The sequence below is a fragment of the Streptomyces sp. NPDC093111 genome (genome assembly GCF_040683955.1).
GTDB lineage: Bacteria > Actinomycetota > Actinomycetes > Streptomycetales > Streptomycetaceae > Streptomyces.
The window spans coordinates 291,278-315,688 of record NZ_JBFBNW010000012.1 but is presented as its reverse complement, the minus strand read 5'-3'; the positions used below and the strand labels follow the sequence as shown (position 1 = coordinate 315,688).

Here is a 24,411-nt window from a genome sequence, read left to right as displayed (position 1 = left end):
CTTTCCTAGATCCTCGGGGTCCTCAGGTCAGCAGACCGGTGCGGAGCGGCTCGTCGGCCGCGTGCGGGTGGACGTGGTCGTGGCCGGGCAGCGCGTGCTGGCCGACGGCCTTCGGGGGCGGGCCGTCGTGGACGACGCAGCCGTCGCGCAGGACGACCGCCCGGTCGATCAGCGGCTCCAGCGGGCCGAGCTCGTGCAGGACGAGCAGGACGGAGGTGCCGCCGGCGACCTGTTCGCGCAGGGTCGCGGCGAGGATCTCCTGGCTGGCGAGGTCGACGCCGGCCATCGGCTCGTCCATGATCAGCAGTTCCGGCTCGGAGGCGAGCGCGCGGGCGATGAGCACCCGCTGGTGCTGGCCGCCGGAGAGGGCGGAGACGGAGTCCTTGGCGCGGTCGGTGAGGCCGACGAGGGCGATGGCCCGGTCGACGGCGGCCCGGTCGGCCCTGGTGGTGAGGCCGAAGCGGCGCCGGGAGAGCCGGCCGGAGGCGACGACCTCGCGGATGGTGGCGGGCACGCCGCTGGCGGCGGTGGTGCGCTGCGGTACGTAGCCGACGCGCGCCCAGTCGCGGAACCGCTTCTGCTCCGTGCCGAACAGTTCGATGCTGCCGCCGGTCAGCGGCACCTGGCCGATGACGGAGCGGACGGCGGTCGACTTGCCGGAGCCGTTGGCGCCGAGCAGGGCGACGACCTCACCGCGCCGGACGGTGAGGTCGACGCCGCGCAGGACGGGGCGCGAGCCGAGGGTCGCGGTGGCTCCGCGGACGGAGATGACGGGGTCGTCGTGCCCGGGTGCGCTCACGGGTGCCTCCTGCTGCTTTCCCTGCGGGGTGGGTGTCACTTCGCGCCGAGGGCCTTCTGGAGCGCGGCGAGGTTGGACCGCATGACTTCGAGGTAGTCAGCGCCCTTGGACTTGTCCGTGATTCCCTCCAGCGGGTCGAGCACGTCGGTCTTGAGGCCGGTGTCGGTCGCGAGGGTGTTGGCGGTCTTGTCGCTGGCGAGGGTCTCGAAGAAGACGGTGGTGACCTTGTCCTTCTTCGCGATGTCCTGGAGTTCCTTGACGCGGGCGGGGCTCGGCTCGGACTCGGGGTCGATGCCGGTGATGCCCTCCTGGTCCAGGTCGTAGCGCTCGGCGAGGTAGCCGAAGGCGGAGTGGGTGGTGATGAAGGTCCGGGTGGCGGTGTTCTTCAGGCCGTCCGCGAACTCGGTGTTCAGCGCGCCCAGCTTCGTGACCAGGGCGTCGGTGTTCTTCTTGTAGTCGGCGGCGTGGTCCGGGTCGGCCTTCTCGAAGGCGGCGCCCACGCCCTTGGCGACCTCGGCGTACTTCACGGGGTCGAGCCAGATGTGCGGGTCGGTGCCGGCCTCGGACGCGTGGTCGTGGCCGTGCCCGGCGTCCTCGGCGGCGTGGTCGTGGCCGGAGGAGGTGCCGTGCTCCTCCAGCTTCGTGAGGGTGGCCGCGTCGACGGTGTTCGCGACGCCGGCCTGGGCGATGGCGTCGTCGACGGCGGGCTGGACGCCCTTGAGGTAGAGGACGACGTCGGCCTCGCCGAGCTCGCCGATCTGCTTCGGCTTGAGCTCCAGGTCGTGCGGCTCGACGCCGGGCTTGGTGAGCGTGTCGACGGTGACGTGGCCGCCGCCTATCTGCTCGGCCAGGTACTGCATGGGGTAGAACGACGCGACCACGTCCAGCTTCCCGCCACTCCCCTTGCCGGCCGCGTCCGAGGTGCCGGAGCAGGCGGTGAGGGTGACGAGGCCGAGGGTGACGGCTCCGGCGAGGGCGGTGGTGGGTATCAGTCGGCGTACGTTCATGACACTCATTTTCAACAAAGATGGAAACGGTTGTCAATTGCCGAACGCTTCGTCCCACTGTGTTCCCGAGCACTCCCGGGCCGGGGGGAACCGATTTGATACGGGGGGTGCGGGCGCCGGTAACCTGAGGCATTCGCACTTCGTCGTCGTAATGAAGAGAGCACCGTGGCCGCCGACAAGATCGACACCATCGTCAGCCTGAGCAAGCGCCGTGGCTTCGTCTACCCGTGCAGCGAGATCTACGGTGGCCAGAAGGCCGCCTGGGACTACGGACCGCTGGGTGTCGAACTCAAGGAGAACATCAAGCGTCAGTGGTGGCGCTACATGGTCACCGCGCGCGAGGACGTCGTCGGTATCGACTCGTCCGTCATCCTGGCCACCGAGGTCTGGGAGGCGTCCGGCCACGTCGCCACCTTCAGCGACCCGCTGACCGAGTGCACCTCCTGCCACAAGCGCTACCGCGCCGACCACCTGGAGGAGGCGTACGAGGAGAAGCACGGCCGCCTCCCCGAGAACGGCCTCACCGACCTCAACTGCCCCAACTGTGGCAACAAGGGCACCTTCACGGAGCCCAAGCAGTTCTCCGGCCTGCTCTCCACGCACCTCGGCCCGACCCAGGACACCGGCTCCGTCGCGTACCTGCGCCCCGAGACCGCCCAGGGCATCTTCACCAACTTCGCCCAGGTGCAGACCACCTCGCGCAAGAAGCCCCCGTTCGGCATCGCGCAGATGGGCAAGTCCTTCCGGAACGAGATCACTCCGGGCAACTTCATCTTCCGCACGCGCGAGTTCGAGCAGATGGAGATGGAGTTCTTCGTCAAGCCGGGCGAGGACGAGCAGTGGCAGGAGTACTGGATGCAGCAGCGCTGGAACTGGTACACCGGCCTGGGTCTCCGTGAGGAGAACATGCGCTGGTTCGAGCACCCGCAGGAGAAGCTCTCCCACTACTCGAAGCGCACCGCCGACATCGAGTACCGCTTCTCCTTCGGCGGCAGCGAGTGGGGCGAGCTGGAGGGCGTCGCCAACCGCACCGACTACGACCTGAACGCCCACTCCAAGGCTTCCGGCGCCAACCTCACGTTCCTGGAGCAGGAGACGGGCGAGCGCTACACGCCGTACGTCATCGAGCCGGCGGCCGGTGTCGGCCGCACCATGCTCGCCTTCCTGCTCGACGCGTACATCGAGGACGAGGCGCCGAACGCCAAGGGCGTCATGGAGAAGCGCACCGTGCTGCGCCTCGACCACCGCCTGGCCCCGGTCAAGGTCGCGGTCCTGCCGCTGTCCCGCAACCCGCAGCTCTCGCCGAAGGCCAAGGGCCTCGCGGCCGACCTGCGGCAGAACTGGAACATCGAGTTCGACGACGCCGGCGCCATCGGCCGCCGCTACCGTCGCCAGGACGAGATCGGCACCCCGTACTGCGTCACCGTCGACTTCGACACCCTCGACGACAACGCGGTCACGGTGCGCGAGCGCGACACCATGAAGCAGGAGCGCGTCTCCCTCGACCAGATCCAGGGCTACCTGGGCAGCCGCCTGCTCGGCTGCTGAGTCCGGCACACGCACGGGAAAGCCCCCGGTTCCGAGAGGAACCGGGGGCTTTCCCGCGTCGTGGGGACGCCTACGGGCGCAGACCGCGCAGCAGCAGACCGACGACCGACTCGAACTCCGCCTCGATCGCGGGCCGCCGCCACTCCGGCGCGTAGGCCGGGTCGTGGAAGCGGGCGGTGGCGTGGAAGAGCGCGCGGGCCGTGGCGTCCGGGTCGGCGGCGCTGAACGCGGACTCCCGGGCGCCCTCCTCGACGATCGAGCGGACCTGGCCGATCAGCACCTCGACGTGCTGGTCCACCACGCCGCTGTTCTCGTCGATGAGCACGCCGTAGGTCGCGAACAGCTCCGGATCGCCGCCCGCCTTGTGCCGCTTGGCCTCGAAAAGGGTCGCGAACCAGGAGTGCAGCTTCTCCGGCGCGGGCCGCCCCGGGGCGCCGGTCAGCTCGGCGAGGGCGACCTCGGTGCGCGAGAGCCAGCGCTCGGTGACCGCCTCGCGCAGCGCCGCCTTGGTGCGGAAGTGGCGGTAGACGCTGCCGTGGCTGACGCCGAGCACCCGGGCCACGTCCACGACGGTCGCCTTCGCGGGGCCGTAGCGGCGCAGCACCTCCTCGGTGGCTTCGAGGATGCGCTCTGCGGTCAGGGTTTCGGTGGCGGCCATGGAAACGACACTACCGGTCAGTGCTCGCTGTCCAGGTGGGCCATCTGGGCCTCCGGGTAGCGCGCCCCGGCCGCCGCCCCGGCGGGGACGGCCGCCTCGATCGCGGCCAGGTCGGCCGCGTCGAGCGTCACGTCCACGGCGCCGAGCGCCTCGGCGAGCCGGTCCCGGCGGCGGGCGCCGATCAGCGGGACGATGTCCGCGCCGTGCCGGGCCCCCTGGGCGAGGACCCAGGCTATGGCGGTCTGGGCGACCGTCACGCCCTTGGCCTCGGCGACCTCGCGGAGCCGGTCCACCAGGTCCAGGTTCCGCGCCAGGTTGTCGCCCTGGAAGCGGGGGGACAGGCCGCGGAAGTCGCCCGCGCCGAGGGTGCGGTCCCGGGTGAAGTGGCCGCTGATCAGGCCGCGGGAGAGGACCCCGTAGGCCGTGACGCCGATGCCGAGCTCGCGGGCGGTGGGCAGGATCTTGTCCTCGATGCCGCGGGATATCAGCGAGTACTCGATCTGGAGGTCGGCGATCGGGGCGACGGCCGCCGCCCTGCGCAGGGTGTCGGCGCCGACCTCGGAGAGGCCGATGTGCCGGACGTGGCCCGCCTCGACCAGCTCGGCGATGGCGCCGACGGTCTCCTCGATCGGCACGTCGGGGTCGACGCGGGCGATCCGGTAGATGTCGATGTGGTCGGTGCCGAGGCGCTGCAGCGAATACGCCGCGAAGTTCTTCACGGCGGCCGGGCGGCCGTCGTACCCGGAGAAGCCGCCCTCCACCGTGCGCAGCGCGCCGAACTTCACGCTGACGAGGGCCTGCTCGCGGGCGGCGGCGGGGGCGGTGCGCAGGGCCTCGTTGATCAGCAGCTCGTTGTGCCCCATGCCGTAGAAGTCGCCGGTGTCCAGCAGGGTCACGCCGGCGTCGAGGGCGGCGTGGAGGGTCGCGATCGACTCGGCACGGTCGCTCTCGCCGTACAGCGCGGACATGCCCATGCAGCCGAGGCCGAGGGCGGAGACCCGGGGGCCGGTGGTGCCGAGGGAGCGGGTGGGAAGCGGAGTCGTGTGCGTCATGAGACAACCATGGCATGACCGATGACAGATTTCAATATCTGTCATTCACTCTTTCTCTCCTCACGTCACCGAGCGGGGGAGCCGCAGGCTCAGCAGCAGCGTCAGCACCACCACGCCCAGCTGCACCAGCAGCGTCGTGGTCAGCGCCGTGCCCATCGCGGCCGGCGAGGAGGCCAGCGACAGGAAGAGCGAACCGAGCGTCGCCACGCCCAGCGCCATCGCCGACTGCTGGGTGGTCACCATGACCCCGCTGCCCACGCCCGCCTGCTCGCCCGGCACCTCCGAGAGCACCACCCGGAACAGCACCGGCAGCTGGAGCCCCTGGCCGAGCCCCGCGACCGCCATGCCCGGCAGCAGGTCCGCCACCGAGAGCTCCGACCAGCCGTGCCCCACGGCCCACGCGATCAGCGCGATGCCGGTCGCCTGGAACACCGCGCCCGCCGTCACGACCCGGGTGCCCCAGCGCCGTACCAGCCGCGGACCGGCCAGCGAGGCGGCGAAGAAGGCCACCGCCATCGGCACCAGCGCCAGCCCCGAGGCCACCGCACCCATCGCCAGGCCCTGCTGGAGCGCCACCGCGATCACGAACATGAAGCCGCTGAAACCGCCCGACAGCGGCAGCACCACGGCCAGCCCCCGGCGCAGCGAGACCAGTTCGAGGAGCCTCGGCGGCACCAGCGGGGTCCGGCCCCGGCGGTCCGCCCGCACCTCGACCCACCAGAACGCCCCCGCCGCGAAGGGGAAGACGCCCAGCGCCAGCCAGGTCCACAGCGGCCAGCCCGCCACCCGGCCCTCGGTCAGCGGGGCGAGCAGCGTCAGCAGGCTCAGCGCCAGCAGCAGCGTGCCCGGCACGTCCACCGGCGCCGGCCGGTCCGAGCGGGTCTCGGGCACGGAGCGGGCCGCGAGCACCAGCCCGAGCGCCGCCACCGGCACGTTGACCAGGAAGATCGACCGCCAGCCGCTGCCCGCGACATCGGCCGCGACCAGCACCCCGCCGAGGATCTGACCGGCCACCATCGCCAGGCCCGCGGTCGCCCCGTACAGGCTCAGCGCCTTCGCGTGCCGGGCGCCCGACGTCGAGGAGTGAATGGTCGCGAGGACCTGCGGCAGCATCAGGGCCGCCGCGGCACCCTGTGCCACCCGCGCGCCGACCAGGGTCCAGGCGTCCGGGGCGAGCCCGCAGGCGAGCGAGGTCAGGCCGAAGGCGCCCATCCCGGCGAGGAAGAGCCGGCGGCGCCCGAAGAGGTCGCCGAGGCGTCCGCCGAGCACGAGCAGCACCGCGTACGACAGGCCGTAGCCCGCGACGACCAGCTCCAGGAGCGCCGGTCCGGCGGCGAGGTCGTGGTCGATGGTCGGCAGGGCGACGTTGACGATGAAGAAGTCGATCAGGGGGAGCGCCGCGCCGAGCAGCACGGTGAACAGGCCGAGCGTGCCGAGGACCGGCCGGGCGTGGTCGACGACCGCGGCGGTACGGGCAGGGGTGGATGTCGTAGTCACACGACCGACGATCGACCCTCGCTCAACCTGGTACCAGAGTCTCCTTATCCTGGTACAAGCAGTACCTGGCAACGGGCTGAGCGCCCCGGCACCCTGGGAGCATGACGGTCATGACCTCCGACCCGGCGATCCGCCGCCACGAGCTCGCCGGCTTCCTGCGCAGCCGCCGGGAGCGGATCAGCCCCGAACAGGTCGGCCTCCCGCGCGGGCGCCGCCGGCGCACCCCGGGGCTGCGCCGTGAGGAGGTCGCCCAGCTCTCCGCCGTCGGCGTCACCTGGTACACGTGGCTGGAGCAGGCGCGGCCCATCCAGGTCTCCCCGCAGGTCCTGGACGCCCTCGCCGGTGCCCTGCTGCTCGACCCCACCGAGCGGAACCACCTCTTCGCCCTCGCCGGGCAGACCGACCCGCACCCCGAGACGCCCTGCCCGGCCGTCACGCCCGCGCTGCGCGGGCTCCTCGACCAGCTGGAGCCGGTGCCCGCCGCCGTGCAGAACAGCCGTTACGACTTCCTCGCCTACAACCGCACCTTCGGCCGGCTCTTCTGCGACCTGGACGCGCTGCCCCGCGAGGAGCGCAACAGCATCTGGCTGGCCTTCACGAACGACGAGTTCCGCGCCGCCGTCGCCGACCTCCCCGAGGTCCTCACCTCGCTGGCCGGCAAGCTGCGCGCCGCCATGGCCGAGCACCTCGCCGAACCCGCCTGGAAGGAACTGCTGCACCGGCTCCGTACGGCCTCGCCCGAGTTCCGCGAGATCTGGGCGCGGCACGACGTCGTCGAGCAGTCGGACCGGATCAAGATCATCCGCAACGCCCGGGTCGGTCTGCTCCGGCTGGAACACACCAACCTCTACCTCGGCCCCACCGCCGGGCCCCGGCTCGCCGCGTACGTCCCCGTCGACGAGGAGAGCCGGGCCGGGGTCGAACGGCTCCAGGCGCTGATCCTCGCCGAGGAGGACGAGGAGGACGAGAAGGAGGAGGAGTACGAGAAGGCGGCGAGGGCGGCGGCCGGGAGGGCCGGGGAAGCGGCGGCCTCCTCCGCCGGGCCTCAGGACGAGGCCGCCCTCGCCGTCGCCTGAACCCCGCCGTCCTCCGTCCCCAGCCGCGCCGCGGTCCGTTCCGCCGTCCCGCGCGCCCACGCCCCGCTGGTCAGCGCCCCGGTGACGAGCACGCACAGACCGCAGCCGGTGATGATCCAGTAGGCCGGCCCGCTCGCCGCCACGAAGGCGTCGAGGTCGCCCGCGGCCGTCGCGTACGAGGAGGAGGCGAGCCCCGTGCTCAGCACCGCGCCCGCCACGGCGACCCCCAGCGTCTGGCCGGTCTGGCGGCTGGTGGACGCCACGGCCGCGGCCACCCCGGCCTGCGCGCGGGGCATGCCGGACACCGCGGTGTTGGTGATCGGCGCGTTCACCATGCCGAAGCCGATGCCGAAGACCACGTACCCGGTGAGGAGCAGCGGCGTGCTCCGCTCCGCCTCGAAGGCGGCGAACAGCAGCGATCCCGCCGCCATCGCCGCCCCCGAGACCAGCAGCGAGGGACGCGGCCCGCGGGTCCCGACCAGGCGCCCCGACAGCGGCGCGAAGACGAAGGTCATCGCCGCCATGGGCAGCATGAAGAGCCCCGCGCGCAGGGCCGAGAGGCCCCGGACGTCCTGGAGGTAGAGCGTGTTCAGGAAGAGGAAGCCGCCGAGCGCCGCGAAGGCGCTGACCGCTGTCACGGTGGCCCCGCTGAACGGCGCGCTGCGGAAGAACCGCAGGTCGATCAGGGGCTCGCGGCGGCGCGGCTCGTAGAGCAGGATCCCGGCCAGGGCACCCGCCGCCACCGCCGCGAACACCGGGCTGGTCTCGATGATCGCGTACGTGAGGGAGCCCAGCAGCAGCGTCACCAGGACCTGGCCCACCGGGTCCGGGCGCCGGGGGCGGGGCGCGCGGGACTCGGGGACGTACCGGAGGGTGAGGAGCAGCGCGGTCAGGCCGATGGGCAGGTTGACCCAGAAGATCGCCCGCCAGCCGACCGACTCGACCAGCAGGCCGCCCACCAGCGGACCCGCCGCCAGGGAGATGCCCACGACCGCGCCCCAGGTGCCGATGGCCCGGGCGCGCTCCGCCGGGTCCGTGAAGGTGTTGGTGATGATCGACATGGCGACCGGGTTGAGCATCGAGCCGCCCACCGCCTGCACCATCCGGAAGGCGACCAGCGCCTCCAGGCTGGGCGCGAGGGAGCAGAGCAGCGAGCCGAGGACGAAGAGCACGAGTCCGGTGGTGAAGACCCGGCGGCGGCCGATCCGGTCGGCGGTGGAGCCGGCGAGCATCAGCAGCGAGGCGAGCACCAGGGTGTAGGCGTCGATGGTCCACTGCAGTCCGGAGACGGAGGCGTCCAGCTCGCGGCGCATGGAGGGGAGCGCCACGTTGAGGGCGGTGTTGTCCAGGCTGACGATCAGCAGGCTCAGGCAGCAGATGCCCAGGACCAGCAGCCGGCGGCGCCGGGGGAGCGGGGCGTCGGGGGGCCGCGGTGGTGTGAGCTCGGACATGTGCGGATAGTACGGCTGTCTAACGACCTCCGCAGTGCGCGACAATGGGCGGATGACCGCGTTCTCCCCCCTCGCCATCGGGCCGCACATCGTGCAGCCCCCGGTGGTGCTCGCGCCGATGGCCGGCATCACCAACGCCCCTTTCCGCACCCTCTGCCGTGAGTTCTCCGGAGGGAAGGGCCTCTTCGTGAGCGAGATGATCACGACGAGGGCGCTGGTCGAGCGCAACGAGAAGACCATGCAGCTCATCCGCTTCGACGAGACCGAGAAGCCGCGCTCGATCCAGCTGTACGGCGTCGACCCGGTGACCGTCGGCAAGGCCGTCCGCATGATCGTGGACGAGGACCTGGCGGACCACATCGACCTGAACTTCGGCTGCCCGGTGCCCAAGGTGACCCGCAAGGGCGGCGGCTCGGCGCTGCCGTACAAGCGGCCGCTGCTGCGGGCGATCCTGCACGAGGCCGTGACCAACGCGGGCGACCTGCCGGTCACGATGAAGATGCGCAAGGGCATCGACGACGACCACATCACCTTCCTGGACGCGGGGCGGATCGCCGTCGAGGAGGGCGTCACCGCGATCGCCCTGCACGGCAGGACCGCGGCCCAGCACTACGGCGGCACGGCCGACTGGGACGCGATCGCGCGGCTCAAGGAGCACGTGCCGGAGATCCCGGTGCTCGGCAACGGCGACATCTGGTCCGCCGACGACGCCCTGCGGATGATGCGCGAGACCGGCTGCGACGGCGTCGTCGTGGGCCGGGGCTGCCTCGGGCGCCCCTGGCTCTTCGCGGACCTGGTGGCGGGCTTCGAGGGCACGGGAGCGCAGGGCGAGGCCCCTGAGGGATACCGCGCGCAGCCCGGGCTGCGGGTGGTCGCGGACACGATGGTGCGGCACGCGCGCCTGCTCGGTGAGTGGCTGGGCGACGAGTCGCGCGGTGTCGTCGACTTCCGCAAGCACGTCGCCTGGTACTTGAAGGGCTTCTCCGTCGGTTCGGAGATGCGCAAGAGCCTGGCCATCACCTCCTCCCTGGACGAACTGAGCGCTCAGTTGAGCGAGCTCGACCTGGACCAGCCCTGGCCGCTGGGTGCGGACGGCCCGCGGGGGCGTACATCCGGAAATGGGCGGGTTGTCCTGCCGGACGGCTGGCTGAAGGACCCGTACGACTGCGCCGGAGTGAGCGAGGACGCGGAGCTGGACACGTCCGGCGGGTGAGATGAGGCCGCGATTCGGGCCCTTCCTGGTGAGTGATTCTCGCCACCCTTGATAGGGGTACTGCTCAGATGAGCATGTTACGGGCCCGTCTTCCGCTTGAAGGGTGGCACGGAGTGCCACCCTTTTTGCGTTCAAGAGTTGAACACAGATGGCGTTTTGAGCGCTCACTTGAGCGGTCAAGCCCTGGAATGAGTCAACTCGGCTTCGGGGCGTGAAAGCGGAAGCTACCGGTCAGTTACTTTCGATGTGCTGGCGGACGGGTGGTTAAGACCGGATGACCGGTAGGCGTACCTCCCCAGAAGCCTTCGATCTGGGTATGTTCCTCGCCGTCAGGGCAGCCAACCGAGTCGTCGAGGAGTCGGGACCCGTGTCGGAAATTAATGATCAGAAGTTCGTGTACGACTTCACCGAGGGGAACAAGGACCTCAAGGACCTGCTCGGTGGCAAGGGCGCGAACCTGGCCGAGATGACCAATCTCGGTCTGCCGGTTCCCCCCGGCTTCACGATCACGACCGAGGCCTGCAAGGTCTACCTGGAGAGCGGCTCCGAGCCGGCCGAGCTCCGCGACGAGGTCAGCGCGCACCTCGACGCCCTCGAGAGTCGGATGGGCAAGAAGCTGGGCCAGGCGGACGACCCGCTGCTGGTCTCGGTGCGCTCCGGCGCCAAGTTCTCGATGCCGGGCATGATGGACACGGTCCTCAACATCGGCCTCTCCGACGTCTCCGTCGAGGGCCTCGCGCAGCAGGCCGACAACGCGCGCTTCGCCTGGGACTCGTACCGCCGTCTCATCCAGATGTTCGGCAAGACCGTCCTCGACGTGGACGGCGAGCTCTTCGAGGACGCCCTCGACGAGGCCAAGGCCGCGAAGAAGGTCACCAGCGACACCGACCTGGACGCCGCCGACCTGAAGCAGCTGGTCGAGCACTTCAAGAAGATCGTCAAGACCGCGACCGGCCGCGACTTCCCGCAGGACCCGCGCGAGCAGATGGACCTCGCCATCGAGGCCGTCTTCAACTCCTGGAACACCGACCGCGCGAAGCTGTACCGTCGCCAGGAGCGCATTCCGGGCGACCTGGGCACCGCCGTCAACGTCTGCTCGATGGTCTTCGGCAACCTCGGCCCCGACTCCGGCACCGGCGTCGCCTTCACCCGCGACCCCGCCTCCGGCCACGCCGGCGTCTACGGCGACTACCTGCAGAACGCGCAGGGCGAGGACGTCGTCGCCGGCATCCGCAACACCGTGCCGCTCGCCGAGCTCGAGTCGATCGACAAGACGTCGTACGACCAGCTCATGCAGATCATGAACACGCTGGAGACCCACTACAAGGATCTCTGCGACATCGAGTTCACCATCGAGCGCGGCCAGCTCTGGATGCTGCAGACCCGCGTCGGCAAGCGCACCGCCGGTGCCGCCTTCCGCATCGCCACCCAGCTCGTGGACCAGGGCCTGATCGACGAGGCCGAGGCGCTGCAGCGGGTCAACGGCGCCCAGCTCGCCCAGCTGATGTTCCCCAAGTTCGACGAGCACGCCAAGGTCGAGCAGATCGGGCGCGGCATCGCCGCCTCCCCGGGCGCCGCCGTCGGCAAGGCCGTCTTCGACTCGTACACGGCCGTCAAGTGGTCCCGCTCCGGCGAGAAGGTCATCCTGATCCGCCGCGAGACCAACCCGGACGACCTGGACGGCATGATCGCCGCCGAGGGCATCCTCACCTCCCGCGGCGGCAAGACCTCGCACGCCGCCGTCGTCGCCCGCGGCATGGGCAAGACCTGTGTCTGCGGCGCCGAGGAGCTCGAGGTCGACACCAAGCGCCGCCGGATGACCACCTCCTCCGGCGTGGTGATCGAGGAGGGCGACGTCGTCTCCATCGACGGCTCCACCGGCAAGGTGTACGTCGGCGAGGTGCCCGTCGTGCCGTCCCCGGTCGTCGAGTACTTCGAGGGCCGCATGCACGCCGGCGCCGACGACGCCGACGAGCTGGTCCAGGCCGTCCACCGGATCATGGCCTACGCCGACCGCGTCCGCCGCCTGCGCGTCCGCGCCAACGCCGACAACGCCGAGGACGCCTCGCGCGCCCGCCGCTTCGGTGCCCAGGGCATCGGCCTGTGCCGCACCGAGCACATGTTCCTCGGCGAGCGCCGCCAGTACGTCGAGCGGCTCATCCTGGCCGACACCGACGAGGAGCGCGAGGAGTCGCTGAAGGCGCTGCTCCCGCTGCAGAAGCAGGACTTCGTCGAGCTCTTCGAGGCGATGGACGGCCTGCCCGTCACCGTCCGGCTGCTCGACCCGCCGCTGCACGAGTTCCTGCCCGACATCACCGAGCTGTCGGTGCGCGTCGCCCTCGCCGAGGCCCGCAAGGAGCCGCACGAGAACGACCTGCGCCTGCTCCAGGCCGTGCACCGGCTGCACGAGCAGAACCCGATGCTGGGTCTGCGCGGCGTCCGCCTCGGCCTGGTCATCCCCGGCCTGTTCACCATGCAGGTCCGCGCCATCGCCGAGGCCGCCGCCCAGCGCATCGACGCCAAGGGCGACCCGCGCGTCGAGATCATGATCCCGCTCGTCGGCACCGTGCAGGAGCTGGAGCTGGTCCGCGAGGAGGCCGAGGAGGTCATCGCCGAGGTCCGGGCGCAGACCGGCATCGAGCTCACGCTGGCCCTGGGCACCATGATCGAGCTGCCGCGCGCCGCCGTGACCGCCGGTCAGATCGCCGAGGCCGCCGAGTTCTTCTCCTTCGGCACCAACGACCTGACCCAGACGGTCTGGGGCTTCTCCCGCGACGACGTGGAGGCGAGCTTCTTCACCGCGTACCTGGAGAAGGGCATCTTCGGCGTCAGCCCCTTCGAGACCATCGACAAGGACGGCGTGGGCGCCCTGGTCCGCAGCGCCGTCGAGGCCGGCCGTGCCACCCGCCCCGACATCAAGCTGGGCGTCTGCGGCGAGCACGGCGGCGACCCGGAGTCGGTGCACTTCTTCCACGAGGTGGGTCTCGACTACGTCTCCTGCTCGCCCTTCCGGATCCCGGTGGCGCGTCTGGAGGCCGGCCGCGCGGCGGCCGAGGCGAAGGGCAGCGACAGCCGCTGACCCGCTGACCACCGGAGCCGCCGCTCGTCCCCGACCCTCAAGACCGATGGGCGGCGGCTCCGGTTCGCAGGAGAGACGGGGCGGACACCTTGTGCGGAGGTGTCCGCCCCGTCGTATTTCGTCCCGATGGTCCCGGCGGTCCCGGCCGCCGGCGTCACATGATCGTTGGCCTCATGTGAGTTCCTGTTCAAGTCCATGCGCGAATACGAGGCATTGGGTTATTGGACATTGAACGACAATGAGCGCTGTCGAACGACGTTCTAACGCCGTTGGACTTTCGCAAAGAATGAGACAGGCGCGACCTCCGGATCCCCACCCGGAGGCCGCGCCCATTTTTCATCGGGCAGGTGAGCCGCAACCTCGCCGACCGCCGCCGGACGAGACGAAGCCCCCCACGGTCTTCGCCACGTCACCTCGGTCCTGAAGGTTTCCTGCCCGACACGCACAGCTTTTCGGTTGACCTGTGTTCGCCGCGAGGCTTTTCAAGTGTGGCTGAAACACCCTGGTAACGTGCAGTGATGCTGTGCATACTCGTCGTCGGGGGTGGTTGCGAGTGCACAGGTGGGGGTTCCATGCTGCGGATTCATTTCAGCGGAAACGACTTGGCCGGGGTTCGGATGGCCGCCCGGCCGGACGTTCTCTGGGAAACGATTCTCAGTTTTCACCGTTTAAGGGACCGGCGCGGTTCCATGGTGTTCCGGGAATGGCGGTCGGAAGCACGGGTACGGCTGGGGGCGGAGACCCGGCTGCTCGCCGCGCTCGTTCCGGGCCGCGGCTATTTCCCCGACTTCCTGACTCCGCCGCAAGGCATCCTCGGAGTCGATGAGGCCCTCGACGCGATCCGCACGACCCCGCCCGGCCGGATTCACGCCGAAGTCGCGCTGCTCGGCACCACCCGCGCCGGGCGCCCGGCCGTACCGGCCGCGCTGCGGGCCCTCGCCGAGGGCGCCTCGGAGCCCCTGGAGCGGCTCGTGGCGGCCCTGCGCGGCTACCACCGGGCCGCCGTCGAGCCGTACTGGTCGCACATCCAGGCCCGGGTCGAGACCGACCGGGCGCTGCGCGGCCGGGCCCTGCTCGACGGGGGCGCGGAGGAGCTCCTCGCCTCGCTGCCGCCGATGCTCCGCTGGCGCAGTCCCGTCCTGGAGGCCGACTACCCCGTCGAACGGGACGTGCACCTCGACGGGCGCGGGCTGCTGCTCCAGCCGTCCTACTTCTGCCGCGGCACCCCGGTCGTGCTCCGCGATCCCGGCCTGCCGCCGGTGCTGGTCTATCCCGTCACCCACTGCGAGGCGCCGACCGTGCGCGAGCCGGGCCTGCCCTCGCTCGCCAAGCTCGTCGGGCACACCCGCTCCGCCGTCCTCAGCGCCATCGGCGACGGCGGCACCACCAGCGAGCTGGCCCGCCGGGCGGGGGTCTCCCTCGCCTCCGCGAGCCAGCACGCGGGCGTGCTGCGCGAGGCCGGCCTGGTCGCCACGCTGCGCCACGGCAACGCGGTCCTGCACACCCTCACGCCCCTGGGCGCCGCCCTGCTCGGCGGCGCCCAGACCCCCCGTGAGACGCGCTGCTACGCGCGGAACGGGCCGGTCACCTCGTAGGTGATGCCGCCCGAGGAGCTGCCGCTGGTGCCCCGCTGGCTGGAGAAGTAGAGGCGCCGGCCGTCGGGGGAGAAGGCCGGTCCGGTGATCTCGGAGCCGGACTGGCCGCTGATCCGCAGGAACGGCGTCACGACGTCGTCCGGCGTGATGAGGCAGATCTCCATATTGCCGCCGTCCTCGGCGACGAACAGGTCGCCGGAGGCGGAGCCGGTGATGTTGTCGACGCCCGTGAGGGGCGCGCCGCCGCCCGTCACCAGCGAGTCGTCGTAGGCCAGCTCGTAGGTCCCGGCGGCCAGGTTCACCTGCCAGACCCGGTTGTCGCCCTTGGTGGTGAACCAGACGGTGTCGTCGGCGTAGTGGCAGCCCTCGCCGCCGTTGAAGCGCTTGGCGCCGGAGACCTGGCTGCGGGTGGTGGCGGGCGAGCCGTCCGGGTCCGGCACGTTCTGCCAGGTGAAGCCGCCGGAGGTGCCGGTGCCCGCCTTGAACACCTGGAGGGTGCCGGCGGACAGGTCGCCCCAGGTGGTGGGCACGAAGCGGTAGAAGCAGCCGTCGGTCTCGTCCTCGGTCAGGTAGACCACCTTGCGGACCGGGTCGGCGGCCGCCGCCTCGTGCTTGAACCGGCCCATGGCGTCGCGGCGGTAGCTGGTGCCGCCCCACGGGTTCGACTCGTAGACGTAGCCCAGCGAGACCTCCTCGCAGGACAGCCAGGTGTTCCACGGGGTCTTGCCGCCCGCGCAGTTCTGCCGGGTGCCGGACAGGACGCGGTAGGCGTCGGTGACGGTGCCGGAGGCGTCGAAGCGCACCGCGCTCGCGCCGCCGCCCGGGTTGATCTCCGAGTTCGAGACGTAGATCCAGCCCGTCCCGTCGGCGAAGCAGGCGCCGCCGTCGGGAGCGCTGTGCCAGGCGTACGAGGTGCCCGCGACCGTCTGGCCGGACCGGGCCACCACCCGGCTGGTGAAACCGGCCGGCAGCAGGATGCCGTTCGCGTCGGCGGCGCCGAGCGCCCCGTACGGGCCGAGCCCGGGCTGGGCGGGCGCGGCGAAGGCCGCCCCGCGCCACAAGGTGCCGCCGAAGGCGGCGGCCGACGTACCGATGACCGCTCCACGCAGGAAACTGCGTCGCTCCACGTCCCACTCCTGATTCGAGGTGTGAACCGCCCCGTCGCACCGGTCGGCGACGGGGTCGCGCGCTTCCGCAACCTAGGAGGGCGGAGTTGACCGGGCGTCAACGCCCGGTGACGGGGGAGCGGCGGGCTGTCGGCGGAGACCCTCCGGCGGGCGGACCCGAGGGCTGACGTAGCCTCCTCCTCCGAAGATCGACACACCGATCGACACACCGAGATCGACACACCGAGATCGACGCACCGAGATCGGCACATCGATATCGAACCGAGGGGGAGCGCAGCGTGGAACGCCGTTCACTGATGCTGGCCATGGGCGGATTCGTCGGAGCGTGGGGCGGCGCCGCCGTCCTCGGCGCGGCACCGGCCGCGGCGGCGGCCGGCGGCGGGACCGTCGTCGACGTCACCGCGCACGGCGCCAAGGGCGACGGGACGGCCGACGAGACGGCCGCGTTCAAGAGCGCGCTCCTCGCCCTGAAGGCCGTCCAGGGTCCGGCGACCCTGCTGATACCGCCGGGCACCTATCTGACCGGCACCGGCCTCGTCGTCGGCGCCGGGACCACCGTCTCCGCGTACGGCGCCCGCATCGTGCGGACCGGCGACAACGGTGGCCTGCTGAAGAACTTCGACTCCGTCACGCCCGTGTCCGGCTACCAGGGCGCGGGCTCGATCGCCGTCCTCGGCGGCACCTGGGACATGCGCGGCGGGGTGTTCACCAAGCAGAGCGACGCCATCGGCTTCGCCCACTGCGAGGGCGTCCTGGTGAAGGACTGCACCTTCGTCGACACCCCCTCCGCGCATGCCGTCGAGCTGAACGCGGTCCGGAACGCGGCCGTCGTGAACTGCGTCTTCGACGGGCACCATCCCGGCGACGGGGCGAGCCTCACCACCAAGGAGGCCGTCCAGATCACCTGCGCCACCGAGGGCAACCTGCCCGCCCCCTCGTACGACTCCACGCCCTGCGAGGACATCCTCATCACCGGCTGCGTCCTGCGCCCCGGGACGACGACCGGGCCGTTCGGCGCGCTGTGCGGGGACCACTGGGGCGCCAAGGGCGTGGCCCACCGGCGGATCCGGGTCATCGGCAACACGGTGGAGAAGAGCGGGGCGTACGGCGTCCGGGCCGCCGACTGGCAGGACTCGGTCATCGCCGACAACACGATCCGCGGCACCGCCTCTCACGCGGTCTACCTCAACTCGCCCCAGGGCAACGCCCTCAGCGGCATCACCGTCAGCGGCAACACCATCGAGGGCATCGAGGGCGGCGGCGGCATCACCGCCACCGTCCCCACCGGCGGCGCCCGCCACCGGGCCGTCACCATCAGCGGCAACACGATCACCTCGGTCAAGGGCGAGGCCGGGATCTACGCCACGCAGACCGACGGCCTGACGATCAGCCGCAACACCGTCACCACCACCCTGCGCACCAGCCCCACGGGCAACTGCCAGGCCGTCCACGTCCAGAACTCCCCGAACGCGCTCGTCGTCGGCAACAGCCTCTCCGACGTCCAGGGCGACGGGATCGGCGTGGACTCCGCCGCCACCGGCACCCTCGTCGCCGACAACACCGTCCTCACCGCGACCGGCCACGGCATCAGCGCCGGCGTCAGCGGCATCACCGTGCGCGGCAACCGTGTCACCGGCGCCGCCGCGTACGCCGTCCGCGTCGGCGGGAACGCGGCCGGCGCGTTCGTCCAGGACAACACGGTGAGCGCCCTGACCGGCGGCGCCTCCAGCGTCGCGATCGGCGTCATGGCGGGCTCCACCGACACCTGGCTGGTCGGCAACGACCTGACCGGGCGGGGTGCCGGCGTGACCGCGATCGTGGACTCCGGGGCCGCGACGACGTCCGTCCGGAACGCGGTCTGAGAAAAATCCGAAAAAACCTTCGGCGCGGCGATGAGTTTCGTCGCCGCGCCCTGTCTTCACTCTCGTAAGCGCCACTACGGAACAGACCCCGTACGGAACGGAAGAGGGACGCCACCATGGCTCAGATGATCTTCGTGAACCTGCCCGCCCAGGACCTCGACGCCACCAAGACCTTCTGGAACGAGCTGGGCTTCTCCTTCAACCCGCAGTTCTCGGACGAGTCGACGGGCTGTCTGGTGATCAGCGACACGATCTTCGCCATGCTGCTCACCGAGGAGAAGTTCAGGACCTTCACCGCGCCGGGGAAGGACATCTCCGACGCGACGAAGAACACCGAGGTGCTGATCACCCTCAGCCGTGACTCCCGCGAGGCCGTCGACGAGCTGGCCGACGCGGCCCTCGCCGCCGGTGGCGGCGCGGCGAAGGAGCCCATGGACCACGGCTTCATGTACGGGCGTTCCTTCACCGACCTCGACGGGCACCACTGGGAGGTCTTCTGGATGGACCCGGCCGCCGTCCAGGGCTGAGACCGGCGGGGCGGCGGCGTCAGGCGGAGACGCCGCCGTCCACGACCAGGTCCGCGCCGACCGTCGAACCGGCGGCGTCGGAGGCCAGGTGCAGCACCGCAGCCGCCACCTCCGCCGCCGAGGAGATCCGCCCCAGCGGCGACTCCTCCTTCATCCGGACCTCCCGCTCGGCCTCGGTCTCGCCCGGCCGCAGCGACATGGCGGACTCCGAGGCGCCCGGGCTGACCGCGTTGATCCGGATGCCGTCGGCGACGTGGTCGAGCGCGGCGGCCCGGGTGAGCGCGGAGACCGCCGCCTTGGAGACCTGGTAGCCGAAGACGCCCGGGATGCGCACGTGCGGGCCCAGGTTCGAGGAGATGTTGACGATCGCCCCGCCGCCGTGGGCGCGCATGTGGGCGATCTCCGCCTGGAGCGCGTGCAGGACGCCGGTGACGTTGACGTCGAGCAGCGTGTGCCAGTCCTCCAGGGGGAAGTCGGCGGCCGCGTGGCCGCCGCGGAACACCCCCGCGTTGTTCACGGCCACGTCGAGACCGCCGAAGGTCTCGACCACCGAGCCCACCAGCCGCCGCACGGACGCGGCGTCCGACACGTCGGCGGTGAAGGCGGCGGCGGTGCCGCCCGCGTCCTCGATCAGCGCGACCGTCTCCTCCAGGGTGGCGGCGCTGCGGCCCGCGACGGCGACCTTCGCACCCTCGGCGGCGAAGGCGAGCGCGATGGCCCGGCCGAGACCGGTGCCGCCGCCGGTGACGAGGACGGCGCGGTCGGAGAAGCGTGCGGAGAAGGGCGCGGAGGAACGTGCGGTCGTCATGGTCGACTCCTTGGTGGAAAGGTTCACTGCGGGACGTTCACTGCGGGACGTTCACTGAGGGCGTGCAGGGAAGGCGTTCACTGAGGGACGTTCACTTGGTGTACGAGGCCGCCGCGGCCAGGGCCGCGAAGCCGAGGGCCGTCGCCGCCAGGGAGGCGGCGTCCGTGCCGAGGGTGAGCACGGCGGCGAAGACGACGGTGGGGCCCAGCTCCATCGCGGTGTTCAGGACGCCGCCCGCGAGACCGCCGTCCCGGGCCGGCACCCCCTCGGTGGCGAGGACGGCGGCCCCCGCGAAGGAGACGGCCGCGCCGGCCGGGAGCAGCAGCAGGCCGGGCAGCAGGCCGTACGCGTACGGCACGGCCGGGTCGAGTCCGGTGGCCGCGAGCAGCCCGAGGCCCACGGCCCCGGTGCCGAGCCCGGCACCGGTCGCGCGCCCCGCCCCGTACCGCCGGATCAGCGGCCCGGCCGCCCGGCCCGCGAGCAGCAGGGCGACGGCGAAGGGCACGAAGGCGCCCGAGGTGCGCAGCGCGGACCAGTCGCGGTCCTCCTGGAGCGCAAGTGACAGCAGGACGAAGACCCCGGCGGTGCCGGAGGCGGTGAGCGCCACGGCGGCGAGTCCCAGGCCCCGGCGCCGGTCGCGCAGGAACGCGGGCGGCAGCAGCGGATCGGCGGCCCGCCGCTCCACGAGCGCGAAGCCCGCGAGCAGCGCCAGGCCGCCGAGCAGCGGGACGAGGACGTCGGCCGAGCCCCAGGGGCGGGCGTCGGTGAGCACGAGTCCGTAACTGGCGAGCGTGATCCCGGTGGTGGCGAGCAGCGCGCCGGGGAGGTCGAGGCCGCGGGCGGTGCGGGTGGGGTGCGTCCCGGGTGCCGTGCCGGGCAGCAGGCGCGGGCCCAGGAGCAGCGCGGCGGCGGTGACGGCGACGGGGACGGCGAAGGTCCAGCGCCAGGAGGCGGCGGCCGAGATCACCCCGGAGAGCAGGTTGCCCGCGGTCGCGCCGAGGACGGCGAGCCCGCCCCAGGTGGCCATGGCCCTGCGGTACTCGGCGGGCGCCGGGTACAGGGCGCGCAGCAGGCCCATCGCCGCGGGGGCGACGAGCGCGGCGCCGAGTCCCTGGGCGAACCGGGCGGCGAGCAGCGTGCCGTATCCGGGGGCGAGCGGGGCGAGGGAGGAGGCGGCGCCGAAGGCGAGGAGTCCGGCGGTCAGTGTCCGGCGCCCGCCGTAGCGGTCGGCGAGCCGGCCGCCGAAGAGCAGCAGCCCGGCGAAGGTCAGTCCGTAGGCGGCGCTGAGCAGGAGGAGACCGGCCCGGTCCAGGCGCAGTTCGGCGCCGATCCGGGGCAGCGGCACGGCGAGCGAGGCGAGGGTGAAGATCAGGGTGGCCTGGACGGTGCCGAGCAGGGCGAAGGCGGGGGCGGGTGAGCGGGCGGGGTGGCGGCGGTCGTGCCCCGCCGGGGGTTCCGGCGGTGTGCGCCGGGCCGCCGGGGCCTTCGCCGTGGTCGTGCCGGGCATGAGCCCCCCTCTTGTGTAATGGACCGTACATTCCAGAATGAGGGCCGAAGAGAAGGGCGCCAAGGCGGCGCCCCTCGGTGGCCGGGCCGTCAGTCGAGCAGCGTCAGTGCCTGTTCCGCCGCGTCGTGCACCCGGCCCGGGTCGCTCGACGCCTTGCCGACCACCCGCAGGCCCTGCATCAGCACCAGCAGCATCCGCGCCAGCGCCCGCGGGTCCCGGTCGGCCGGCAGCTCGCCCTGGGCGACGGCCCGCGCGAGCGCCGCGTGCAGCAGCGTCTCCAGCTGCTCCCAGCTGCGCTCCACGCGGCGCGCCACGCCGGCGTCGTGCGGGCCCAGTTCGGCGGCCGAGTTGGTGACCAGGCAGCCGCGCAGCCGGGTCTCGTCCGCGCCGGACTCGGCGGCGAAGCGGCGGACGAGGCCGCGGACGGCGGGCAGGGCGGGCCCCGGCGCCGACAGCTCCTCGAACAGGCGCGGGTCCTGCGTCCGCGCGTACCGCTCCATCGCCTTCAGGTACAGCTCGTGCTTGTTGCCGAAGGTCGCGTAGAGGCTCGCGCGGCCGATGCCGAGGTGCCCGACCAGGTCGGCCATGCTCGTCGCCTCGTACCCGCGCTCCCAGAACAGGTCGAGGGCCGAGCCGAGGGCCGCGTCCGGGTCGAATTCCTTCGTTCTGGCCATGCGAGGACGCTACGCCTTTCTGGAACGATCAGTCAAGTGGGGGTGTGTGCGGCTCGTCGGCGGGTCCGGTCGTCCGCACCGGGTATACCGCCACCGACACCTCCTCGTCGTCCAGGCACCGGCCCGTCTCCAGGTCGAAGCGCTGCTTCAGGAGCGGCGAGGCCACGAAGGGCCGGCCGGCCGCCGAGCCGGTCAGGCCCCGCGACAGGACCTGCGCGCCGGTGAACGGGTCGCGGTTGTCGATCGCGTACGTACGGCCCGACCGGTCCTTGAAGACGGCGGCCTGCCGGCCGTCCGGCAGCAGGGCCGCCACGCCCCGGCCGGGGGTGAGCCGGTGCTCCTCGCAGACCGGCGTCCACGCGTCGGCGGAGTGGGAGAGTTCGAGCATCATCGGGTCGGGGTCCCTTCGCGCGTTCCGATGGTCAGGAGCCGGAGGTCCGGCTTGATCTGGTCGCGTTCCGGCACGAACCGCACGGTCGGGTCCGGCGCCTCCGGCGCGTTCACGAACGACACGAAGCGCCGCAGCCGCTCCGGGTCGTCCAGCGTCTCGGCCCACTCGTCGCGGTAGCCGGCCACGTGCGCCGCCATCAGCGCCTCCAGCTCGTCGCACAGCCCCAGCGAGTCGTGCACGACCACGTCCCGCAGGTGGTCCAGGCCGCCCTCCAGGCGCTCCAGCCACACCGAGGTGCGCTCCAGGCGGTCGGCGGTGCGGATGTAGAACATCAGGAAGCGGTCGATCAGCCGGAACAGCTCCGCGTCCGACAGGTCCTGCGCCAGCAGGTCCGCGTGGCGCGGGGTCGCGCCGCCGTTGCCGCCCACGTACAGGTTCCAGCCGTTGGCCGTCGCGATCACCCCGAAGTCCTTCGACTGGGCCTCCGCGCACTCGCGGGCGCAGCCCGAGACGGCCGACTTCAGCTTGTGCGGGGCGCGCAGGCCCCGGTAGCGCAGTTCGAGGAGGATCGCGGTCCGCACCGAGTCCTGCACGCCGTAGCGGCACCAGGTCCGCCCCACGCAGGACTTCACCGTCCGCAGCGCCTTGCCGTACGCGTGCCCCGACTCGAAGCCCGCGTCCACCAGCCGGGTCCAGATCGACGGGAGCTGCTCGACCCGGGCGCCGAACAGGTCGATGCGCTGGCCGCCGGTGATCTTCGTGTAGAGGCCGAAGTCGCGGGCGACCTCGCCGATCACGATCAGCTTCTCCGGGGTGATCTCGCCGCCCGGGATGCGCGGCACCACCGAATAGGAGCCGTTGCGCTGGAGGTTGGCCAGGAAGTGGTCGTTGGTGTCCTGGAGCGCGGCCTGCTCGCCGTCCAGGATGTAGCCGTCCGCGCCGATCTCCGGGGCCAGGCTCGCCAGGATCGAGCCGACCGTCGGCTTGCACACCTCGCAGCCCTCCCCGCCCTTCGCCTCCTCCCGGCCGTGCGAGTCGAGCAGCCCGGCGAAGGAGGTGACCCGCAGGGTGCGGGCGATCTCGTACAGCTCGCCGCGGGTGTACGGGAAGCAGCCGCACAGGCCCTTCGCTGCGGGCGCCGGCAGCAGCTTCTCGATCACCTTCACGCAACTGCCGCAGCCCGTACCGGCCTTGGTGCACTTCTTCACCTCGGGCAGCGTCGCGCACTGGGCGATCGCGTGCTTGGTGACGTTGTGGCAGGAGCAGATCACCGCGTCGTCCGGCAGCGCGGACGGGCCGAGCGCCTGCGCCCCGGCGCCCGCCCCCGCCGGGAGCACCAGCTGCTCCGGGGAGACCGGCGGCTTCGTGCCGGTGAGCGGGCGGAGCATGCCGTACGCGTCGGCGTCGCCGACCAGGACGCCGCCGAGCAGCGTGCCCTCGGCGTCGACGACCAGCTTCTTGTAGATCCCGGAGCGCGAGTCGGAGTAGACGACGTCGAGGCAGCCCTCGGTGGTGCCGTGGGCGTCGCCGAACGAGGCCACGTCCACGCCGAGCAGCTTCAGCTTGGTCGACAGGTCCGCGCCGGTGAAGCCCTTCGTGCTCTCCTCGGCGATCGCCGCCGCCACCGTCTGCGCCATCTCGTAGCCCGGCGCCACCAGGCCGTACACCCGCCCGTCGGAGGCGAGCGCGCACTCGCCGATCGCGAACACCCGGGGGTCGGAGGTGCGGCACTGCTCGTCCACCGCGATGCCGCCGCGCTCGCCGACGTCGAGGCCCGCCTCGCGGGCCAGCTGGTCGCGGGGGCGGACGCCCGCCGAGAACACCACCAGGTCCGTGCGCAGTTCCGAGCCGTCGGAGAGGCGCATGCCCGTCACGGCGCCGTCCTCGGTGACGACCTCCTGGGTGCCCGTCCCGGTGTGCACCGTCAGGCCCATCCGCTCGATCGTGCGCAGCAGGGCCGCCCCGCCGCCCTCGTCGACCTGCACCGGCATCAGGCGCGGCGCGAACTCCACCACGTGCGTGTCCAGGCCCAGGCCCTTGAGCGCGCCCGCCGCCTCCAGGCCCAGCAGACCGCCGCCCACCACCGCACCGGTCGTGGCGTCCTTCGCGTACTCCTCGATCGCCAGCAGGTCCTCGATGGTGCGGTAGACGAAGCAGCCCCGGGCGTCCTTGCCGGGCACCGGCGGGACGAACGGGTACGAGCCGGTGGCCAGGACCAGGGTGTCGTAGCGGAAGGTCCGGCCGGTCGCGGTCGTCACCGTGCGGGCGTCGCGGTCGATCGCCGCAGCCGCCTCCGAGGTGTGCAGCTCGATGCCGTGCCGCTCCATGAAGCCGGCCTCGACCATCGACAGGTCGTCGGGGGTCCGCCCCGAGAAGTACGAGGTCAACCGCACGCGGTCGTAGGCCGGGCGCGGCTCCTCGCAGAGCACGACGATCCGGGCCCGCGCGGTGACGCCCCGGTCCGCGAGCGCCTCCAGGAAGCGCTGGCCGACCATGCCGTGGCCGACCAGGACGAGGGTGGGGATGGGCGCGGTGGTCAT

The 24,411-nt window shown here is 72.0% G+C and carries 19 protein-coding genes; 7 read left to right on the top strand and 12 right to left on the bottom strand.

Features of this window, described 5'->3' with window-relative positions:
* Nucleotides 1-22: 22 nt before the first annotated feature.
* Entirely contained in the window at nucleotides 23-799 is a 777-nt protein-coding gene (locus tag AB0Q96_RS23010; protein WP_365328282.1) for a metal ABC transporter ATP-binding protein, read from the bottom strand.
* Between the two features lie 35 nt (nucleotides 800-834).
* Nucleotides 835-1,806 (bottom strand): zinc ABC transporter substrate-binding protein, encoded by a 972-nt coding sequence (locus AB0Q96_RS23005; RefSeq protein WP_365328280.1) that lies wholly within the window; start codon nucleotides 1,804-1,806, stop codon nucleotides 835-837.
* A 165-nt stretch (nucleotides 1,807-1,971) separates the two neighbouring features.
* Between AB0Q96_RS23005 and AB0Q96_RS23000 the strand changes: the two genes are divergently transcribed.
* Nucleotides 1,972-3,354 carry a glycine--tRNA ligase gene (locus AB0Q96_RS23000; protein WP_365328278.1) on the top strand — a complete coding sequence of 461 codons (1,383 nt, stop codon included), beginning with the start codon at nucleotides 1,972-1,974 and terminating at the stop codon, nucleotides 3,352-3,354.
* 70 nt (nucleotides 3,355-3,424) lie between these two features.
* Here the strand turns inward: AB0Q96_RS23000 and AB0Q96_RS22995 are convergent, their stop codons facing one another.
* From AB0Q96_RS22995 to AB0Q96_RS22985, 3 genes are read right to left on the bottom strand one after another with little or no spacing between them, the layout of a single operon-like run.
* On the bottom strand, nucleotides 3,425-4,012 hold the full coding sequence (locus tag AB0Q96_RS22995) for a TetR family transcriptional regulator (protein ID WP_365328276.1): 588 nt from the start codon (nucleotides 4,010-4,012) through the stop codon (nucleotides 3,425-3,427).
* Between the two features lie 17 nt (nucleotides 4,013-4,029).
* Nucleotides 4,030-5,064 (bottom strand): aldo/keto reductase, encoded by a 1,035-nt coding sequence (locus AB0Q96_RS22990; RefSeq protein WP_365328274.1) that lies wholly within the window; start codon nucleotides 5,062-5,064, stop codon nucleotides 4,030-4,032.
* 60 nt (nucleotides 5,065-5,124) lie between these two features.
* Nucleotides 5,125-6,561, bottom strand: coding sequence for an MFS transporter (locus AB0Q96_RS22985; protein ID WP_365328273.1), 1,437 nt, complete (start codon nucleotides 6,559-6,561; stop codon nucleotides 5,125-5,127).
* A gap of 101 nt (nucleotides 6,562-6,662) precedes the next feature.
* Here AB0Q96_RS22985 and AB0Q96_RS22980 point away from each other — a divergent pair, with 101 nt between their 5' ends.
* On the top strand, nucleotides 6,663-7,637 hold the full coding sequence (locus AB0Q96_RS22980; RefSeq protein WP_365328271.1) for a helix-turn-helix domain-containing protein: 975 nt from the start codon (nucleotides 6,663-6,665) through the stop codon (nucleotides 7,635-7,637).
* On the opposite strand, the gene AB0Q96_RS22975 is transcribed toward AB0Q96_RS22980, so the two are convergent.
* Nucleotides 7,607-9,088 (bottom strand): MFS transporter, encoded by a 1,482-nt coding sequence (locus tag AB0Q96_RS22975; protein WP_365328269.1) that lies wholly within the window; start codon nucleotides 9,086-9,088, stop codon nucleotides 7,607-7,609. The two genes, AB0Q96_RS22980 and AB0Q96_RS22975, sit on opposite strands and share 31 nt — an antisense overlap.
* Before the next feature lie 52 nt (nucleotides 9,089-9,140).
* Here AB0Q96_RS22975 and dusB point away from each other — a divergent pair, with 52 nt between their 5' ends.
* The 3 genes from dusB (at nucleotide 9,141) to AB0Q96_RS22960 (ending at nucleotide 14,975) form a co-directional block, all read left to right on the top strand.
* A complete protein-coding gene (gene dusB / locus AB0Q96_RS22970; protein WP_365328267.1) occupies nucleotides 9,141-10,301 on the top strand; it encodes a tRNA dihydrouridine synthase DusB in 1,161 nt (386 codons plus the stop codon).
* Between the two features lie 367 nt (nucleotides 10,302-10,668).
* On the top strand, nucleotides 10,669-13,380 hold the full coding sequence (gene ppdK / locus AB0Q96_RS22965) for a pyruvate, phosphate dikinase (RefSeq protein ID WP_365328332.1): 2,712 nt from the start codon (nucleotides 10,669-10,671) through the stop codon (nucleotides 13,378-13,380).
* 572 nt (nucleotides 13,381-13,952) lie between these two features.
* Nucleotides 13,953-14,975 (top strand): winged helix-turn-helix domain-containing protein, encoded by a 1,023-nt coding sequence (locus tag AB0Q96_RS22960; protein ID WP_365328265.1) that lies wholly within the window; start codon nucleotides 13,953-13,955, stop codon nucleotides 14,973-14,975.
* On the opposite strand, the gene AB0Q96_RS22955 is transcribed toward AB0Q96_RS22960, so the two are convergent.
* Nucleotides 14,945-16,102: an alkaline phosphatase PhoX gene (locus tag AB0Q96_RS22955; RefSeq protein ID WP_365328263.1), complete on the bottom strand. Its 1,158-nt coding sequence runs from the start codon at nucleotides 16,100-16,102 to the stop codon at nucleotides 14,945-14,947. The genes AB0Q96_RS22960 and AB0Q96_RS22955 overlap by 31 nt on opposite strands.
* Before the next feature lie 278 nt (nucleotides 16,103-16,380).
* Between AB0Q96_RS22955 and AB0Q96_RS22950 the strand changes: the two genes are divergently transcribed.
* Both AB0Q96_RS22950 and AB0Q96_RS22945 read left to right on the top strand, forming a co-directional pair.
* Nucleotides 16,381-17,964 (top strand): right-handed parallel beta-helix repeat-containing protein, encoded by a 1,584-nt coding sequence (locus AB0Q96_RS22950; protein ID WP_365328261.1) that lies wholly within the window; start codon nucleotides 16,381-16,383, stop codon nucleotides 17,962-17,964.
* A 116-nt stretch (nucleotides 17,965-18,080) separates the two neighbouring features.
* The gene (locus AB0Q96_RS22945) at nucleotides 18,081-18,491 is read left to right on the top strand and encodes a VOC family protein (protein WP_365328259.1); all 411 of its coding nucleotides are present in this window, start codon (nucleotides 18,081-18,083) and stop codon (nucleotides 18,489-18,491) included.
* Between the two features lie 19 nt (nucleotides 18,492-18,510).
* Here AB0Q96_RS22945 and AB0Q96_RS22940 read toward each other — a convergent pair whose 3' ends face one another.
* From AB0Q96_RS22940 to nirB, 5 genes are all read right to left on the bottom strand, one after another.
* On the bottom strand, nucleotides 18,511-19,299 hold the full coding sequence (locus AB0Q96_RS22940) for an SDR family oxidoreductase (protein ID WP_365328257.1): 789 nt from the start codon (nucleotides 19,297-19,299) through the stop codon (nucleotides 18,511-18,513).
* Nucleotides 19,300-19,390: 91 nt separating this feature from the next.
* Nucleotides 19,391-20,806 (bottom strand): MFS transporter, encoded by a 1,416-nt coding sequence (locus AB0Q96_RS22935; protein WP_365328255.1) that lies wholly within the window; start codon nucleotides 20,804-20,806, stop codon nucleotides 19,391-19,393.
* An 89-nt stretch (nucleotides 20,807-20,895) separates the two neighbouring features.
* A complete protein-coding gene (locus tag AB0Q96_RS22930) occupies nucleotides 20,896-21,480 on the bottom strand; it encodes a TetR/AcrR family transcriptional regulator (protein WP_365328253.1) in 585 nt (194 codons plus the stop codon).
* 28 nt (nucleotides 21,481-21,508) lie between these two features.
* A complete protein-coding gene (gene nirD, locus AB0Q96_RS22925; RefSeq protein WP_365328251.1) occupies nucleotides 21,509-21,871 on the bottom strand; it encodes a nitrite reductase small subunit NirD in 363 nt (120 codons plus the stop codon).
* Nucleotides 21,868-24,411, bottom strand: a complete 2,544-nt coding sequence (nirB, locus tag AB0Q96_RS22920) for a nitrite reductase large subunit NirB (RefSeq protein ID WP_365328249.1) — start codon at nucleotides 24,409-24,411, stop codon at nucleotides 21,868-21,870. The genes nirD and nirB overlap by 4 nt, the downstream gene beginning before the upstream one ends.

What these genes read in the sequence shown, in the direction of transcription:
- AB0Q96_RS23005 (WP_365328280.1), bottom strand. Translation starts at nt 1,806, where the DNA reads ATGAACGTACGCCGACTGATACCCACCACCGCCCTCGCCGGAGCCGTC.
- AB0Q96_RS22995 (WP_365328276.1), bottom strand. Translation starts at nt 4,012, where the DNA reads ATGGCCGCCACCGAAACCCTGACCGCAGAGCGCATCCTCGAAGCCACC.
- AB0Q96_RS22990 (WP_365328274.1), bottom strand. Translation starts at nt 5,064, where the DNA reads ATGACGCACACGACTCCGCTTCCCACCCGCTCCCTCGGCACCACCGGC.
- AB0Q96_RS22980 (WP_365328271.1), top strand. Translation starts at nt 6,663, where the DNA reads ATGACGGTCATGACCTCCGACCCGGCGATCCGCCGCCACGAGCTCGCC.
- AB0Q96_RS22975 (WP_365328269.1), bottom strand. Translation starts at nt 9,088, where the DNA reads ATGTCCGAGCTCACACCACCGCGGCCCCCCGACGCCCCGCTCCCCCGG.
- dusB (WP_365328267.1), top strand. Translation starts at nt 9,141, where the DNA reads ATGACCGCGTTCTCCCCCCTCGCCATCGGGCCGCACATCGTGCAGCCC.
- AB0Q96_RS22960 (WP_365328265.1), top strand. Translation starts at nt 13,953, where the DNA reads ATGCTGCGGATTCATTTCAGCGGAAACGACTTGGCCGGGGTTCGGATG.
- AB0Q96_RS22945 (WP_365328259.1), top strand. Translation starts at nt 18,081, where the DNA reads ATGGCTCAGATGATCTTCGTGAACCTGCCCGCCCAGGACCTCGACGCC.
- AB0Q96_RS22940 (WP_365328257.1), bottom strand. Translation starts at nt 19,299, where the DNA reads ATGACGACCGCACGTTCCTCCGCGCCCTTCTCCGCACGCTTCTCCGAC.
- AB0Q96_RS22935 (WP_365328255.1), bottom strand. Translation starts at nt 20,806, where the DNA reads ATGCCCGGCACGACCACGGCGAAGGCCCCGGCGGCCCGGCGCACACCG.
- AB0Q96_RS22930 (WP_365328253.1), bottom strand. Translation starts at nt 21,480, where the DNA reads ATGGCCAGAACGAAGGAATTCGACCCGGACGCGGCCCTCGGCTCGGCC.
- nirD (WP_365328251.1), bottom strand. Translation starts at nt 21,871, where the DNA reads ATGATGCTCGAACTCTCCCACTCCGCCGACGCGTGGACGCCGGTCTGC.
- nirB (WP_365328249.1), bottom strand. Translation starts at nt 24,411, where the DNA reads ATGACCACCGCGCCCATCCCCACCCTCGTCCTGGTCGGCCACGGCATG.